15 protein-coding genes are annotated in these 15,901 nt (G+C 71.8%); 10 read left to right on the top strand and 5 right to left on the bottom strand.

The genetic code is table 11. The features are described 5' to 3' along the window. Positions 1-119 precede the first annotated feature (119 nt). A complete protein-coding gene (locus tag L3078_RS12525) occupies positions 120-1,742 on the top strand; it encodes a GMC oxidoreductase (protein WP_468161980.1) in 1,623 nt (540 codons plus the stop codon). A 31-nt stretch (positions 1,743-1,773) separates the two neighbouring features. Here L3078_RS12525 and L3078_RS12520 read toward each other — a convergent pair whose 3' ends face one another. Continuing rightward, positions 1,774-3,570 carry an AMP-dependent synthetase/ligase gene (locus tag L3078_RS12520; protein ID WP_239753519.1) on the bottom strand — a complete coding sequence of 599 codons (1,797 nt, stop codon included), beginning with the start codon at positions 3,568-3,570 and terminating at the stop codon, positions 1,774-1,776. Between the two features lie 356 nt (positions 3,571-3,926). Between L3078_RS12520 and L3078_RS12515 the strand changes: the two genes are divergently transcribed. The 6 genes from L3078_RS12515 to L3078_RS12490 all read left to right on the top strand — a co-directional run bounded on the left by L3078_RS12515 (position 3,927) and on the right by L3078_RS12490 (position 9,264). Continuing rightward, positions 3,927-4,682 (top strand): metallophosphoesterase family protein, encoded by a 756-nt coding sequence (locus L3078_RS12515; protein ID WP_239760289.1) that lies wholly within the window; start codon positions 3,927-3,929, stop codon positions 4,680-4,682. A gap of 107 nt (positions 4,683-4,789) precedes the next feature. Further along, entirely contained in the window at positions 4,790-5,230 is a 441-nt protein-coding gene (locus tag L3078_RS12510) for an SRPBCC family protein (protein ID WP_239753518.1), read from the top strand. 307 nt (positions 5,231-5,537) lie between these two features. Then, positions 5,538-6,716, top strand: coding sequence for an ArsA family ATPase (locus tag L3078_RS12505; protein ID WP_239753517.1), 1,179 nt, complete (start codon positions 5,538-5,540; stop codon positions 6,714-6,716). Between the two features lie 57 nt (positions 6,717-6,773). Continuing rightward, the gene (locus L3078_RS12500; protein WP_239753516.1) at positions 6,774-7,313 is read left to right on the top strand and encodes a DUF5304 domain-containing protein; all 540 of its coding nucleotides are present in this window, start codon (positions 6,774-6,776) and stop codon (positions 7,311-7,313) included. A gap of 95 nt (positions 7,314-7,408) precedes the next feature. After that, positions 7,409-8,362, top strand: a complete 954-nt coding sequence (locus L3078_RS12495) for an ROK family glucokinase (protein ID WP_239753515.1) — start codon at positions 7,409-7,411, stop codon at positions 8,360-8,362. Positions 8,363-8,511: 149 nt separating this feature from the next. Continuing rightward, the gene (locus L3078_RS12490; protein WP_239753514.1) at positions 8,512-9,264 is read left to right on the top strand and encodes an endonuclease/exonuclease/phosphatase family protein; all 753 of its coding nucleotides are present in this window, start codon (positions 8,512-8,514) and stop codon (positions 9,262-9,264) included. A gap of 15 nt (positions 9,265-9,279) precedes the next feature. Here L3078_RS12490 and L3078_RS12485 read toward each other — a convergent pair whose 3' ends face one another. From L3078_RS12485 to L3078_RS12470, 4 genes are all read right to left on the bottom strand, one after another. Beyond that, positions 9,280-10,359, bottom strand: a complete 1,080-nt coding sequence (locus L3078_RS12485) for a CU044_5270 family protein (protein ID WP_239753513.1) — start codon at positions 10,357-10,359, stop codon at positions 9,280-9,282. Next, positions 10,352-10,975, bottom strand: a complete 624-nt coding sequence (locus L3078_RS12480) for an RNA polymerase sigma factor (RefSeq protein ID WP_239753512.1) — start codon at positions 10,973-10,975, stop codon at positions 10,352-10,354. The genes L3078_RS12485 and L3078_RS12480 overlap by 8 nt, the downstream gene beginning before the upstream one ends. Before the next feature lie 209 nt (positions 10,976-11,184). Beyond that, complete coding sequence (locus L3078_RS12475; protein WP_239753511.1) at positions 11,185-11,913, bottom strand: hypothetical protein; 729 nt, start codon at positions 11,911-11,913, stop codon at positions 11,185-11,187. Beyond that, positions 11,906-12,751 carry an alpha/beta hydrolase gene (locus L3078_RS12470; protein WP_239753510.1) on the bottom strand — a complete coding sequence of 282 codons (846 nt, stop codon included), beginning with the start codon at positions 12,749-12,751 and terminating at the stop codon, positions 11,906-11,908. Before L3078_RS12470 ends, L3078_RS12475 begins: the two co-directional genes overlap by 8 nt. Before the next feature lie 184 nt (positions 12,752-12,935). Between L3078_RS12470 and L3078_RS12465 the strand changes: the two genes are divergently transcribed. The 3 genes from L3078_RS12465 (at position 12,936) to L3078_RS12455 (ending at position 15,811) form a co-directional block, all read left to right on the top strand. After that, complete coding sequence (locus L3078_RS12465; RefSeq protein WP_239753509.1) at positions 12,936-13,751, top strand: lysophospholipid acyltransferase family protein; 816 nt, start codon at positions 12,936-12,938, stop codon at positions 13,749-13,751. 81 nt (positions 13,752-13,832) lie between these two features. After that, positions 13,833-15,080 (top strand): MacS family sensor histidine kinase, encoded by a 1,248-nt coding sequence (macS, locus tag L3078_RS12460; RefSeq protein ID WP_239753508.1) that lies wholly within the window; start codon positions 13,833-13,835, stop codon positions 15,078-15,080. Between the two features lie 83 nt (positions 15,081-15,163). Beyond that, positions 15,164-15,811 carry a response regulator gene (locus L3078_RS12455; protein WP_239760288.1) on the top strand — a complete coding sequence of 216 codons (648 nt, stop codon included), beginning with the start codon at positions 15,164-15,166 and terminating at the stop codon, positions 15,809-15,811. The last annotated feature ends 90 nt before the right edge of the window (positions 15,812-15,901 follow it).

Genomic DNA, 15,901 nt, shown 5'->3' with positions numbered 1-15,901 from the left:
GACGACCGGTAGTCGCCTTCCGGGAGCACCCGGCACCCCGGTAGGCGCCACCCGGCACGGCGGAGCCCCTAGCCGGAGCCGAAAAATCCGCACATGCTGCGCACATGACAGCAAAACTGATGCAGCGTCAGCTGACGAGACGTCACATCCTTGGTATGGCCGCCCTTCAGACGGCGGCCGGCCTCGGCCTCACCCGCATCGGCCTCCAGTCCGCCCACGCGGCCGAGCCCGACGCCGTCGACAACGCCCCGGCGATCGTCATCGGCTCCGGCTACGGCGCCGCCGTCGCCGCCCTCCGGCTCGGCCAGGCCGGCATCCGCACCCTCGTCCTGGAGATGGGCAAGGCGTGGACCACCCCAGGCGCCGACGGCAAGATCTTCTGCTCGACCCGGGAGCCGGACGAGCGCTCCATGTGGTTCAAGACCCGGACCGAGGCCCCGCTCGCCACGTTCCTCTGGCTGGACGTCGTCAACAGGGACATCAGCCCCTACCCCGGCGTACTGGACCGGGTCCGCTACGCCAACATGTCGGTCTTCCTCGGCCGAGGCGTCGGCGGCGGCTCCCTGGTCAACGGCAGCATGGCCGTCACCCCGCTCCGGTCGTACTTCGCCGAGCAGTTCCCGACCGTCGACACCGCCGAGATGTACGCCACGTACTTCCCGCGCGCCCGCGCCATGCTCGGCGTCAACACCATCGACCCCGCGTGGTTCGAGTCCACCGAGTGGTACCGCTTCAGCCGGATCTCCCGGGCCCACGCCGAGAAGACCGGCCTGCGGACCACCTTCGTGCCCAGCGTCTACGACTTCGACCACATGCGGCGCGAGGCCGCCGGCACGGCCACGAAGTCGGCCCTCGCCGGTGAGGTCATCTACGGCAACAACCACGGCAAGAAGAGCCTCGACAAGACGTACCTGGCCGCCGCCCTCGGCACGGGCAACGTCACCATCCACACCCTGGAACGGGCCAGGGGCATCCGCAGGCTGAGCGACGGCACGTACGTCGTCACCGTCGACCGCGTCGACGGCACGGGCACGGTCGTCGAGACCAAGGAGTACGGCTGCACCTACCTGTTCCTCGGCGCCGGCAGCGTCGGCACCACCGAACTCCTCGTCCGCGCGCGGGCGAAGGGCACCCTCCCCGCCCTGGACGCCAGCGTCGGCGCCGGCTGGGGCCCCAACGGCAATGTGATGCTCGGCCGGGCCAACCACCTGTGGGACACGGTGGGGGCCAACCAGTCGACCATGCCGGTCATGGGCATCGACGACTGGGCCAACACCGCCAACCCCGTCTTCGCCGAGATCGCCCCCCTGCCCACCGGCCTCGAACACTGGGTCAGCCTCTACCTGGCGATCACCAAGAACACCGAGCGCGCCTCCTTCACCTACGACGCCGCCGGTGACTCGGCGAAGCTCGGCTGGAGCGCCGCCCAGAGCGCGGTCTCGTCCTCCATGGCCAAGAAGCTCTTCGACCGGATCAACTCCGCCAACTCCACGATGTACCGCTACGACCTGTTCGGCTCGTCCAACAAGGTGTTCGCCGACGACTTCACGTACCACCCGCTGGGTGGCTGTGTGCTGGGGAAGGCGACCGACGGCTACGGACGGGTGAAGGGGTACTCGAAGCTGTACGTCACCGACGGCTCGCTGGTGCCGGGCTCGATCGGGGTGAACCCGTTCGTCACGATCACCGCGCTCGCGGAACGCACGATGGCGCGGGTCCTGGTGGAGGACACCGCGCCATGAGCCGACCGGCCCGTACGGCCGGTATGGGTTGCTACTTCTGGTAGATCGCCTCGATCTCGTCCGCGTAGTCCTTCGCCACCACGTTGCGCTTGAGCTTCAGGGACGGCGTCAGGTGGCCCGACTCCTCCGTGAACTGGGAGGACAGAATGCGGAACTTCCGCACCGATTCCGCCTTCGACACCGCGGCGTTGCCGTCGTCGATCGCGGCCTGAACGGCCGCGTTCAGATCGGCGTCCGCGCTCAGCGACGCCGCGGTGGAACCCGTCGGCTTGCCGTGCTCGGCGGCCCAACGGCCCAGGAACTCCTCGTCGATGGTGACCAGCGCGCCGACGAACGGCCGCCCGTCACCCACCACCATGCACTCCGCGACCAGCGCGTGGGCGCGGATACGGTCCTCGATCACGGCCGGGGCGACGTTCTTGCCGCCCGCGGTGACGATGATCTCCTTCTTGCGGCCCGTGATGCTGAGATAGCCGTCCTCGTCGAGGGTGCCGATGTCGCCGGTGTGGAACCAGCCGTCGGCCAGCGCCTCCTCGGTCGCGCCCGGGTTGTTCCAGTACTCCTTGAACAGGTGCTCGCCGTGCAGCAGCACCTCCCCGTCGTCCGCGATCCGGATGACGGACCCCGGCAGCGGCTGTCCGACCGTACCGATCTTCTGCCGGTCCCAGGGGTTGAACGCGGTCGCGGCGCAGGACTCGGTGAGGCCGTAGCCCTCCAGGACCGTGAAACCGATGCCCCGGAAGAAGTGGCCGAGGCGCTCGCCCAGCGGGGCGCCGCCCGAGATCGCGTACTCGCCCTTGCCGCCGAGCACCGCGCGCAGCTTGCTGTAGACGAGCCTGTCGAACACCTTGTGCTTGATCTTCAGGCCGAGGGCCGGGCCCGAGGCGGTGTCCAGCGCCTTGCTGTACGCGATCGCCGTGTCCGCGGCCTTGTCGAAGATCTTGCCCTTGCCGTCCGCCTGCGCCTTGGCCCGCGCCGAGTTGTAGACCTTCTCGAACACCCGCGGCACACCGAGGATCAGCGTCGGCCGGAAGGAGGCCAGCTCGTCGGTGAGGTTCTTGATGTCCGGTACGGTGCCCAGCTTGATCGGCGCCATCATCGGCGCGACCTGCACGAGCCGCCCGAAGACGTGCGCGAGGGGGAGGAAGAGCAGGACCGAGCACTCGCCCGTGCGGAACAGGGGCCGCAGCCGCTCCACCACGTTCCCGCACTCGGCGAAGAAGCTGCGGTGGGTGAGCACGCAGCCCTTCGGGCGGCCGGTGGTGCCGGAGGTGTAGACGATGGTCGCCGGATCGTCGGCCTTCGCCATCGAACTGCGCTCGTCGACGGCCGCGTCGGTGACGTCCTGGCCGAGGCGGCCCAGCTCCTCCACCCCGCCGCCCTCGATCTGCCAGACGTGCTTCAGCGCCGGCAGCGAGTCGCGCACCGACTCGACGGCGGCCGAGTGCCCGTCCAGCTCCACGATCATGGCGGTCGCGCCCGAGTCGGCGAGGATCCACTGCACCTGCTCCGGCGAGCTGGTCTCGTACACCGGCACGGTGACCGCGCCGGCCGTCCAGATCGCGAAGTCCAGCAGGGTCCACTCGTACCGGGTACGCGACATCAGCCCGACCCGGTCACCGGGCTGGACCCCGGCGGCGATCAGCCCCTTCGCGGCCGTCCGTACCTCGGCGAGGAACTGGACGGCGTTCACGTCCTGCCAGGCGCCGCCCACCTTGCGGGCGATGACGGCGACATCGGGATGCTGCGCGGCGTTTCTGCGGACGATGTCGGTCAGATTGCCGTCCGTCGGGACCTCGTACAAAGCCGGAAGGCTGAACTCGCGCAAGACTGCTGCTCCTCATAGGGCGCCGGCGCCACGACTCTGTGTTGCTGCGACGGTGCGGTCCAAGGCTGGGGCGAGCGCTCAGGTCCCCTGTGGATCCTTTGGCCTTACTGGTTGAAAACCTGAGCACAACTGGACTGCCCGGACGTTACCCGTCGGTATGGCCTCTCCGCGAGGGGGGTCCGGTGAGATGTTCTCCGCGTCACACATGGGGGCTCTCCCCGGGAAGAATAATCCCCTCACTTGCTGACTGGCCAGTAACCGCACGTGCGACCGGCTCTGTTCACGTATGCCGCACACGCCTACGCTTGATCGTCATGGCACGCACACCGGACGGTAACGGCAGAACGCGCATCCACGTGGTCAGCGACGTGCACGGCAACGCGCACGACCTGGCCAGAGCGGGTGAGGGCGCCGACGCCCTGGTGTGCCTGGGCGACCTGGTCCTCTTCCTCGACTACGCCGACCACTCCCGCGGCATCTTCCCCGACCTCTTCGGCGCCGAGAACGCCACCCGGCTCGTCGAACTGCGTACCGCCCGGCGGTTCGAGGAGGCCCGCGAACTCGGGGCCCGCCTCTGGGCGGGCGTGGGCGAGGACCGCTCCACCGTGATCGAGAAGGCCGTCCGCAAGCAGTACGCCGAGCTGTTCGCGGCCTTTCCCACACCGACGTACGCCACCTACGGCAATGTCGATATGCCACGCCTGTGGCCGGAGTACGCGGGACCGGGGACGACCGTCCTCGACGGCGAACGGGTGGAGATCGGCGGCCGGGTCTTCGGTTTCGTGGGCGGCGGGCTCGTCACGCCCATGCGGACGCCCTACGAGATCAGCGACGAGGAGTACGCGGCCAAGATCGAGGCGGTGGGGGAGGTCGACGTGCTCTGCACGCACATCCCCCCGGAAGTGCCCGAACTGGTCTACGACACGGTGGCCCGCCGATTCGAGCGCGGCAGCCGGGCGTTGCTGGAGGCGATCCGGAAGACCCGGCCCCGGTACTCGCTGTTCGGCCATGTCCACCAGCCGTTGGCGCGGCGGATGCGGATCGGGGCGACGGAGTGTGTGAATGTGGGGCACTTCGCGGGGAGCGGGAAGCCGTGGGCGCTGGAGTGGTGAACGCCGGGTGGGGTGACGAGGCTTCGGCGGGCGCGCGGTAGCCTTCACGCTGCACATACGTGCGCACCCACCTCCCTCACCGGAACGTCTCTGGAGGAGCCACGGCGATGGCGGAATTCACGAGTTCGAGCATCACGATCGAGGCTGCGGCGGCCGACGTCATGGGAGTGATCGCCGACTTCGCCCGCTACCCGGACTGGACGGGTGAGGTGAAGGAGGCGGAGGTCCTCCGGACGGACGCGCAGGGGCGGGCCGAGCAGGTCCGACTGGTCATGGACGCGGGCGCGATCAAGGACGACCAGACGCTGGGGTACACCTGGACCGGGGCGAACGAGGTCTCGTGGACGCTGGTCAAGTCCCAGATGCTCCGCTCCCTGGACGGGTCCTACATCCTCAAGCCGGTGAGTGACTCGGTGACCGAGGTGACGTACCAGCTGACCGTCGACGTCAAGATCCCCATGCTCGGGATGATCAAGCGCAAGGCGGAGAAGGTCATCATCGATCGGGCGCTGGCGGGGCTGAAGAAGCGGGTGGAGTCGGGGGCGTAGGTTTTTTGCCCACCCGCCCACCCGACTCGCGGTGGTGGTGGAGGGTGCCGTCGGGCGCGTGACAGCTCGGGGGGTCGGGATGCTGGGCGGCTGCGGGTTCGTCGTGGCTGATCGCGCAGTTCCCCGCGCCCCTGAGAAGTCGGGCTTCGCCCTCTTTCCCCCGGCCCCCTGCGGGCAGTCGTGCCGCCGGGGCGATGGGGGAGGGTGGGCGCAGGCGGTGCCCTGTCAGCGCCGGTAAGCGCCTCCCACCCCCGGCCCAACCCGCGGCGGCGCCGGGGTGCCCCCCGCTGAGTTACCGTTCACCCCCATGCGCACCATCCTGATCACCGGGCAAGGCGGCAGCGGCCGTACGACGGTCGCCGCGGCCACGGCGTTGGACGCGGCCCGGGCGGGCATGCGGACGCTCGTGCTGAGCGCCGACCGCACGGACGGGCTGGGCGCGGCCCTCGCCACGGCCACGGGACCCGAGCCCGTGCGGGTGGCACCGAACCTCACCGCCTGGCGCCCCGACGCCGCGGCCGGCTTCCGCGAGGACCTCGTCGCGTTCCAGGAGCGCGCCGCCTCCGTCCTCGACCTGCTCGGCGCGGGACGGCTGGACGCCGAGGAACTCACGCCCCTGCCCGGCGCCGAGGAACTCGCCCTGCTGCGGGCGCTGCGTGACGCCGCGCTGTCGGAGGCGTACGACCTCCTCGTCGTCGACCTGCCCCCCGCGCCGCAGGCCCTCGCCCTGCTCGGCCTCCCCGAGGAACTGCGGCGCTACCTGCGCCGACTGCTCCCGCCGGAGCGGCAGGCGGCCCGCGCGCTGCGCCCGGTCCTCGGACGGCTCGCCGGGGTGCCGATGCCTGCCGAGTGGCTCTACGAGACGGCCGCCCGCTGGGACGTCGAGCTGGCCGCCGTCGCCGCGATCGTCGAGGACCCCGGGACCAGCGTGCGCCTGGTCGCCGAGCCCGGCCCGGCCGGCGCCGACCACATCCGCCTCGCGCGCGTCGGACTCGCCCTGCGGGCCCTCCCCGTCGACCTGCTGATCGCCAACCGCGTCCTGCCCCAGGGCGTCCACGACACCTGGCTCGCCGGCCTCGTCGCCCAGCAGCGCAAGGCGCTGGAGGAGTGGGAGGAGCAGGGCGAGGGCCGGCCCGTACGGGGTGTCGGCCACCTCGGACACGACCCCCGCGGCCTCGACGACCTCACCGCCCTCGGCGTCCCCGGTACGGGTGACGCTCCCGCACGCGTCGTCTGGCCCGTCACCGACAACCTCGCGGACGAGGGCGTGCTCGTGTGGCACATCCCGCTGCCCGGCGCGATACGGGACGAGCTGGATCTCATCCGGCGCGGCGACGAGTTGGTCGTCACGGCCGGCCAGTTCCGCCGTATCGTTCCGCTGCCGTCGGCGCTGCGCCGGTGCACGGTCGACGGCGCGGCCCTGCGCGAGGGCTCCCTGAGGATCCGATTCGCGCCGGACCCGCAGTTGTGGCCCCGGACCCGGTGAACCGCATACGCCCGTTCGGGTAACGTCGAAGGTACGAACCGTAGGCAGGAGCCCGCCATGAGCGAAGAGCGCCCCCCGTCCGACGCCGCGCGCGAGGACGCGGCCGCGCGCAGGGACGCGGCCGAGGAGGCGCGGACGGCCGAGCAGGGACGCGAGAGCGACCGTGCGCGCGCCACCGACGCCGACGCCTGGGCGACGGCGTGCGAGGAGGACCTGATCGCGGAGAAGGCCCGCCGCCGCGCCCGCTACGGGCCGCCCCCCGGCTCGGCCGCCGAGGAACTGCGCAAGCTGGTCGACACCGTCGCGGACAAGCTGTCCGGGCTCCAGTCGCCGCTGCTCGGCGCGGTCGCCGGCGGCGCGGCCCAGCAGATGGTCAACCAGGTCGTCCGCCAGGCCAAGGCCGCCGTCGAACCGGTCATCGAACGCAACCCGGACGTCTTCGACCACCTCGCCGCCGCCGGCGGTGAACTCCTCGCCGCGTACCGCTCCGCCGTCGAGGCCCAGGAGCGCCGCTGGACGAACCGGGACACCGGCCACCAGGCACGCCGTGACCAGGGGGACGATCCGGGCCCCGGGGAGCGCATCGACCTGGACTGACGGCGGGCCCGTCCGCCGGGCGGACGCCGGGAGTCCCGGGGCAGGGCCTCGGGTACGGTTGGCCGTAGCGGGGCTCGACCGAAACTGAGGGATTCATGGGACTCACCATCGGCGTCGACATCGGCGGTACCAAGATCGCGGCCGGTGTGGTCGACGAGGAAGGCAACATCCTCTCGACGCACAAGGTGCCGACCCCGGGCACGCCCGAGGGGATCGTGGACGCCATCGCCGCCGCCGTCGAGGGCGCGCGAGCCGGACACGAGATCGTCGGTGTCGGCATCGGCGCGGCCGGCTATGTCAACCGTCAGCGGTCGACGGTCTACTTCGCCCCCAACATCGACTGGCGCAACGAGCCGCTCAAGGAGAAGGTCGAGGCCCGCGTGGGCCTGCCGGTCGTCGTGGAGAACGACGCCAACGCCGCCGCCTGGGGCGAGTACAAGTTCGGCGCGGGCAAGGGCCACCGCAACGTCATCTGCATCACCCTCGGCACCGGTCTCGGCGGCGGCATCATCATCGGCAACAAGCTGCGCCGCGGGCACTACGGCGTGGCCGCCGAGTTCGGCCACATCCGCATGGTCCCCGACGGCCTGCTCTGCGGCTGCGGCAGCCAGGGCTGCTGGGAGCAGTACGCCTCCGGCCGCGCCCTCGTCCGGTACGCCAAGCAGCGCGCCAACGCCACCCCGGAGAACGCGGAGCTGCTGCTCGGCCTCGGCGACGGCACCCCCGACGGCATCGAGGGCAAGCACATCTCGATGGCCGCCCGCCAGGGCGACCCGGTCGCCGTCGACTCCTACCGCGAACTCGCCCGCTGGGCCGGAGCGGGCCTCGCCGACCTCGCGTCCCTCTTCGACCCCTCCGCCTTCATCGTCGGCGGCGGCCTGTCGGACGAGGGCGAACTGGTCCTCGACCCCATCCGCAAGTCCTACAAGCGCTGGCTCGTGGGCGGCAACTGGCGCCCGGTCGCCGAAGTGATCGCCGCCCGGCTGGGCAACGAGGCGGGCCTCGTGGGCGCGGCGGACCTCGCGAGAGAACCCGACCCGATCATGTAACCACCGCCCGGCGGCAACCCCGCGCCCCGTTTCTGGGGCGCGGGGCTGTGTCGATATGCGGCTCCGCCGCGTGCGCGCGAGGAACCACGACGCACCGGCAGTCGCAAGCGGACAAATGCACCCGAGCTCGTGGGCGTATCTTGATCCCCATGGTGACCCCGCTCCCCAACTCCCGCACGAACCCGGACGGTTCGGCAACCATTCGCGTCCTCAGCTACAACATCCGCTCCATGCGCGACGACACGGACGCCCTCGCCCGCGTGATCACCGCCTGCGCCCCCGACCTGGTCCTGATCCAGGAGGCCCCCCGCTTCTTCCGCTGGCGCAAGAAACTCGCGCGGCTCGCCGCGGCCTCCGGTCTGGTCACCCTCTCCGGCGGCGCCACCGCCTCCGGCCCCGCGCTGCTGTGCGGTCTGCGCGCCACGGTCGAGCAGACCGAGGACGTCCTGCTGCCCCTCACCCCCGGCCTGCACCGGCGCGGCTTCGCCACGGCGGTGGTCCGCTTCGGCCGCGCCCGCCTCGGCGTCCTGTCCTGCCACCTCTCCCTCCACAAGGACGAGCGGTACGAGCAGGGCGGCATGCTCCTGGACCACCTCGCCGGCCTGGGCGTGCCGCACGCGGTGGCGGGCGGCGACCTCAATGAGCGTCCGCAGGGCCGTACGTTCCGCCGCCTCGCCGGTGAACTGCAGGACTGCTGGAGCACCACGCCGTGGGGCGGCGAGTACACCTCCACCCCCACCGACCCCCACCAGCGCATCGACGCGATCCTGGCCACCGGCGGCATCGAGGTCCTCGGCTGCGGCGTCCCCCTCGACCACCCCGGCATCACCCACGACGACCTGAGGGCGGCCACGGACCACCTGCCGGTCCTGGCCGCCCTCAGGGTCCCCGCCGAGGCTTAGGGACGTCGTACCGCCCTAGCCCGCGGCCGACGGGTGCTCCTTGGCCCGGTCGACGATCGCCCAACTGTCCAGGTAGGAGAGCTGGGTGTAGATCTTCATGTCCTTGCCGTCGCCCGAGGAACGCTGGTCACGGAAGCCGAGGAAGGCGTAGGTCACCGGGTCGAAGATGAAGTAGCCGCCGTAGCCCGAGGCTCCCTCGGGCAGGGTGGGGTCGTCGTAGGTGATGGCCACGCCGACCCGCCCCTTGGCGTCCTTCTGGTTCGGCACCGCCTTGACCCCCGGCACCATTCCGAGCGCCTCGTACGCCGCCGGCCGCAGGCCCTCGGGCATCACCGGGACCAGCTTGAGCAGCCCGGCGAGGCTGAAGTGGATGTGCGACCACTCCTGGTCGGTGATGGCGTCCAGGGAGGTGTTCTTGTCCTTGCCCCCGAAGAAGTTTCCCTGGATCTCCAGGATCAGCCGCTCCGGGTCGGTCGGCAGCTCGCGCAGCGTGCCCCAGTCCTGCGGCGGCCACATGCTCTCGTTGTCCGCCAGCGGGGGCGACCACCAGCCCTTGCCGACCTCCATGATCCAGGAGCGCCGGGAGCCGTCCACCGAGCGCCAGTTCTCGTCGACGTGCGTCTTCGTCCGCCCGGTCTTCTGCTCGGTCTCCTTGATGATCTCCTTCGTGTAGACGAACTGGTCGTCGCGCGGGCTGACCGGCTTCTCGTGCTGTCGCGCGTACGCGGCCGCCCCGTTGAGCACCGTCCGCGCGCTCACGTTCCGCATCGGCGGCAGGCTCGCCACCGGCGGCTTCGCGGTCCTGCCCCGGCCGTCGTCGTCGCGGTCGTGCTGCACGGCGACCAGGACACCGGCGGTGACGGCGGCGGCGACCGCCCCGCTCAGCGCGATCCGCAGGACCGGCCGGCGGCGTACCGGAGAGGCGAGCCGGAAGGCTGGCCTGCCCGTCCGGTCCGCGCCCTGCGCGGTGATCGTGGCGAGCAGCCGGGCCCGCCCGCGCCGCCGGGTCTCCTCGTCCAGCGGGGGCGCCCCCGCGTCGTAGTCGGCGAGGTCCCGCAGGTCCTCCAGGGCCCTCGGGTCGTCGATGTCACGCATGGGCGTCTGCCTCTCGGAAAGCGGTCGGATCGGATCCGCCCAGTGCTTCGCGGAGTCTGCCGCGAGCCCGGTTCAGCCGGGATCTGATCGTGCCGACGGGCACGCCGAGGGCCTGGGCCGCCTCCTCGTAGTCGAGGCCGGCCCAGGCCACCAGCAGCACCACGTCGCGGTGCCGGGCGGACAGCCCGGCCAACGCCGCCGCCAGCTCCCGGCGCACCCCCGTGGCACCGGCCCTGGCGACCGCCCGGTCCGCGACCGGCTCCTCGTGCTCCACCGGCTCCGGCAGCCGGGCCAGCGCCCTGAAGCGGCGCGCCTCGGTCCGCCGGTGCCGGCCGACGAGGTTGGTGGCGACACCGAACAGCCAGGGGCGGGCGTCGAGCCGCTCCAGGTCGTACGTGTGCCGCCGCTGGAAGGCGATGGCGAAGGTCTCCGCCATCAGGTCCTCCGCCGCCTCGGGACCCAGCCGCCGGGCCGCGTAACGGTGCACGGCGTCGGCATGGCGGTCGTAGAGGACGGCGAACAGCTCGGGCTCGTCCCGGGACCGCTCGATCACGCGGGCGTCGCTCTCCTCGCGATCCGTGTCGCGGGTGCCGAGTCCCGGTGGTCCGACGGGCATCGGGGCTCCTCTCGTTCGTCCGAACGCCTCGAAGGCTTGGGCTCGTTCGGTCGTGCACCCGTACTTCGCCGTTCCCCGGAATCGAGTTCCATTCCGCCGCCGAGGAAGCGTGTCGTGGTGCCGGGCGACGGCGAGGGCCCGCCCGGAACGATCCCGGGCGGGCCCTCGTACACGACGCGACGTCGGTGGCGGCGGGGGTGGCGGTGGGGTCAGACGACCGCGCCCCGGCCCGGATCGTCGTCGTCCTCGTCGTCGCTCTTCATCCGCATCACCAGCGTGGCGAAGCCGCCGAGGAAGCCGCCGATGCCCAGGGTGGTGAGCCACCAGGTCATCTCCCAGCCGAGCAGCACGGCGAGCAGCAGCAGGACCGGACCGCCGGCCACGCCCAGCCAGGCGAACTTGGCGGTCGCGTCGGCCTCGGGCAGCGGGGGCGGCTCGGGCGGCACGAAGTGGCCCTCGCCGTCCTCGTCCTCCTCGTCGGCCTCGTCGCCCGTGTCCTCGCCGACCGGGTCGGGCACGCTGTAGTCGCGCGGTCCGGCCCCGACACCGGGTGCGAACGCGACCGAACTGCCGAGCGGCCTGGGGGCCGCGGGGCCGGCGGCGCCGTCCGGGGCCTTGTCGGCGGACTCCTCCGGCTCGGGCTCCAGGAGGGCCAGGTCCTCCACCGACTTGAACGGCTTGGCACCCGGCGGGTCCGGGGGCTCCGCGCCGAACCCGGCGACGATGGCCCGCCAGGCGGCGTCCTCGTCGAACGGCACGTGCTGCTCCTCGGCCGCGTGCTGCTCCTCGCCCGGCGACTCGCCGGACGAGGCACCCCCGGCGCCCTTGGCGGGGCCGCCTGCGGAGCTGCCCGAGGAGTCACCCCGTGAGTCACCGGGTGAGGCGCCGAGAGGCGCTCCCTGCTCCTCCGGCTCACGCTCGGAGTCGTGCTCAGCCACCAGTGGCCGTCCCTTCCCTCTGCTCCAAGGATCCCGGACCGTTCCGCCCCGCGGACCCCGAATCAGACTGCTGTACGGATTCCGCGTCGGACTTCTTCACCAGCCGGGTGACGAACGCGTGGCTCTCCTCGAAGATCCGGTCCGCGTCGTGGTCCAACGTCGCGACGTGGTGGCTCTGTTCCAGCAGGATCTCCGTGACGTCCGTCGACGACACCCGGCCGAGGACGCGCTCGGAGTCGACGGGCGGCACCACATGGTCCCGTGGGCTGTGCAGCAGCAGCAACGGCTGGGTGACCTGGGGCAGTTCCCCGTCGACCAGGCGCAGGAAATTGCGCAGCGAGTGCGCCGCGTGCAGCGGCACATGGCTGTACCCCAGCTCCTCGACGCCCTCCTTGGCGATGTCGCTGGTGATCCCCTTCGTGGTGGGGACGAAGTGCCGGAGCAGGGGGAGGGCGTGCGCGGCCGGGCCGTGCACCTTGTTCGCCGGGTTGACGACCATCACGCCGGCGACCGCGTCCCCGTGCTTCGCGGCCAGCCGCAGCGCCAGGGCGCCGCCCATGGACAGCCCCGCGACGAAGACCCGCGTACAGCGCTCACGCAGGGTCCGCAGCTCGCGGTCCACCTCCGCGTACCAGTCCTGCCAGCCCGTGGGGCGGAGGTCCTCCCAGCGGGTGCCGTGGCCCGGCAGCAGGGGCAGCGCGACGGTCAGCCCGCGCTCGGCGAGATACTCCGCCCAGGGACGCATGGACTGCGGTGACCCGGTGAATCCGTGGCAGAGGAGGACTCCGACCTCCCCGCCCTCGTGGTGGTACGGCTCGGCTCCAGGAAGGACCGGCACGGTTCGGTCTCCTGTTCATGAGAAGGGTGTGAAAGTCCGGATGTGGTTCACCGTACGCGACCGCACTGACACCGACCAGGGGCTTCGGTCGACACCGGCCGGACCTGTCGGACTCTTCGTCGGGCGTCCGGGTTAAGGTCTCATCCACGGATCACAGAGAGGCACTCGGTTGTTGTACGGCGCGATGAAGGTCGCTATCGGGGGACCGCTCAAGGTCACCTTCCGGCCCTGGGTGGAGGGCCTGGAGAACATTCCGGCCGAGGGCGCCGCGATCCTCGCGAGCAATCACCTCTCCTTCTCGGACTCGTTCTTCCTCCCCGCGGTCCTGGACCGCAAGGTCACGTTCATCGCGAAGGCCGAGTACTTCACCACCCCCGGCATCAAAGGCAAGCTGACGGCCGCCTTCTTCAAGGGCGTCGGCCAGCTCCCGGTGGACCGCTCCGGCGCGCGCGGCGCGGGTGAGGCCGCGATCAGGAGCGGCATACAGGTCATCGAGAGCGGCGAGCTGTTCGGCATCTACCCCGAGGGCACCCGCTCGCCCGACGGCCGCCTCTACCGGGGCAAGCCCGGCGGCCTGGCCCGCGTGGCCCTCGCCACCGGCGCGCCCGTCATCCCCGTCGCCATGATCGACACGGAGAAGATCCAGCCCCCGGGCAAGGTCCTGCCCAAGGTCATGCGCCCCGGCATCCGCATCGGCAAGCCCCTCGACTTCAGCCGCTACCAGGGCATGGAGCACGACCGCTTCGTCCTGCGGGCGCTGACCGACGAGGTCATGTACGAGATCATGAAGCTCTCCGGCCAGGAGTACGTCGACATCTACGCGACCGCCGCCAAGCGGCAGCTCGCGGACGCGGCCAAGGCCGAGAAGGAGGCCGACAAGGCCGCCAGGGCCGCCCTCGCCAAGGCAGAGAAGGAACAGGCCGCCAAGGAGCTCAGGGAACAGGCCGAGAGGGCCCGCGCGGGCAAGGACGACGCGGACGGGGACCGCCCGGCTTCGTGACCGCCCGGTTCCCGGGTACGGTCGCCTTCCGGACGCGTGCGCCGGGGGTGCCCGGTGGCGAGTCAGCAGGGGGTGGGGGACGTGCCGAAGCTCGAGCGGGTCATGGCGATGTCGGTGGAGCAGCCGCTGTGGCGCGCGCTCACCGGCTATCGAGTCCTGACGATGATCTACGCCGTCGGGCTGTTCATCAGCGCCTACGACAAGTTCGAGCGGCCCTGGCTCGCGATCACCTACTTCGTGGTGCTGGCCGGCTGGACGCTGGTGACCCTGCCGAAGGTCGCGGGCGCCGCCAGCTGCACCAAGCGGTTCCTCGCGGCCGACCTCACCATCGCGATCGCCGGCATCCTGCTCACCCGGCTCGCCGACTCGACCGCGCGGATCGAGGCCGGCGGCCCCACGCTGCCGTCGATATGGACCGCCGGCGCCGTCCTGGCCTTCGCCATCAAGGGCGGCTGGCGCTGGGCGGCCTTCGCCTCCACGCTCGTCGCCGTCGCCAACCTGATCCACCGGGGCGCCCCCACCCGCGACACCATCCACAACGTCCTGCTGGTCTGGGTCGCCTCCATCGCCATCGGCTACGTCGTCGAGGTCGCCCGCGCCTCCGAGCGCACCCTCGCCCGCGCCCTGGAGATCGAGGCCGCCACCCGCGAACGGGAACGCCTCGCCCGGGACATCCACGACAGCGTGCTGCAGGTCCTCGCCATGGTGCAGCGGCGCGGCACCGCCCTCGGCGGCGAGGCCGCCGAACTGGGCCGGATGGCGGGCGAGCAGGAGGTCGCGCTGCGCACCCTGGTCTCCGGCGGCCTGGTCCCCGTCTCCCGGATCTCGGAGGACGCCGCCCAGGGCGCCCTCGTCCGCGTGGTGGACGAACCCGACGCGTCCGACGACGGCGCCGGGGACCCCGTGGACCTGAGGGCGCTGCTCGCCCCGTACGCCGGCGCGAAGGTCACCTTCGCCGAGCCGGGCGGGCCGGTGACGCTCGCCCCGGGGCGGGCCCGGGAGCTGGCGGCGGCGGTCGGCGCCGCCCTGGACAATGTGCGCGAGCACGCGGGCGACGGGGCCCGCGCCTGGATCCTGGTCGAGGACTGGCCGGACGAGATCATCGTGACGGTACGGGACGACGGACCCGGCATCCCCGAGGGACGGCTCGTCCAGGCCGAGGGCGAGGGCCGGCTCGGCGTGGCCCTCTCCATCCGGGGGCGGCTGCGCGACATCGGCGGCACGGCCGAGCTGATCTCGGTGCCCGGCCAGGGCACGGAAGTCGAACTGAAGGTGCCCAAGGCCGCAGAGGGGCCGAAGGGCGTACGGGGGAAGGCGGAGAAGCGGTGACGAACAGCGTGGAGAGCGTGGGCGAGGGCGGGTCGGCGGACGCGGTGGCGCGGCCCGGCGGGGGCGGCGGCCCGATCAGGGTCATGGTGGTCGACGACCACCCCATGTGGCGCGACGCCGTCGCCCGCGACCTGTCCGAGTCCGGCTTCGACGTCGTCGCCACGGCGGGCGACGGGGAGCAGGCGGTGCGGCGTGCCCGCGCCACCGGGCCGGACGTGCTCGTCCTGGACCTGAACCTGCCCGCGAAGCCGGGCGTGCAGGTCTGCAAGGAGCTGGTGGGGGCCAACCCCGCTCTGCGTGTCCTCGTGCTGTCGGCGAGCGGGGAGCACGCGGACGTCCTGGAGGCGGTGAAGTCCGGCGCCACCGGCTACCTGCTGAAGTCGGCGTCCACGGAGGAGCTGATCGACGCCGTGCGCCGCACCGCCGTCGGCGACCCCGTCTTCACGCCCGGCCTCGCGGGCCTGGTCCTCGGCGAGTACCGCCGCCTCGCCTCCGAGCCCGCGCCCGCGCCGGGCGCCGACGAGCCGAAGGCGCCGCAGCTCACCGACCGCGAGACCGAGGTGCTGAGGCTCGTCGCCAAGGGCCTGAGCTACAAGCAGATCGCCGAACGCCTCGTCATCTCGCACCGCACGGTCCAGAACCACGTCCAGAACACCCTCGGCAAGCTCCAGCTCCACAACCGGGTGGAGCTGGTCCGCTATGCCATAGAGCGTGGTCTCGACGACGAGTAAACGCCTCGAATCACCCCATAGAGTGATGGCGATTTGATCAACTCCGGCCAACTCCCCCTCAATCGGCCGTAATTCGCCGGAATTGGCTTC

This window comes from Streptomyces deccanensis (genome assembly GCF_022385335.1).
GTDB lineage: Bacteria > Actinomycetota > Actinomycetes > Streptomycetales > Streptomycetaceae > Streptomyces > Streptomyces deccanensis.
The sequence above is the reverse complement of the archived record's forward strand: the minus strand, read 5'-3'. Positions and strand labels throughout refer to the sequence as shown.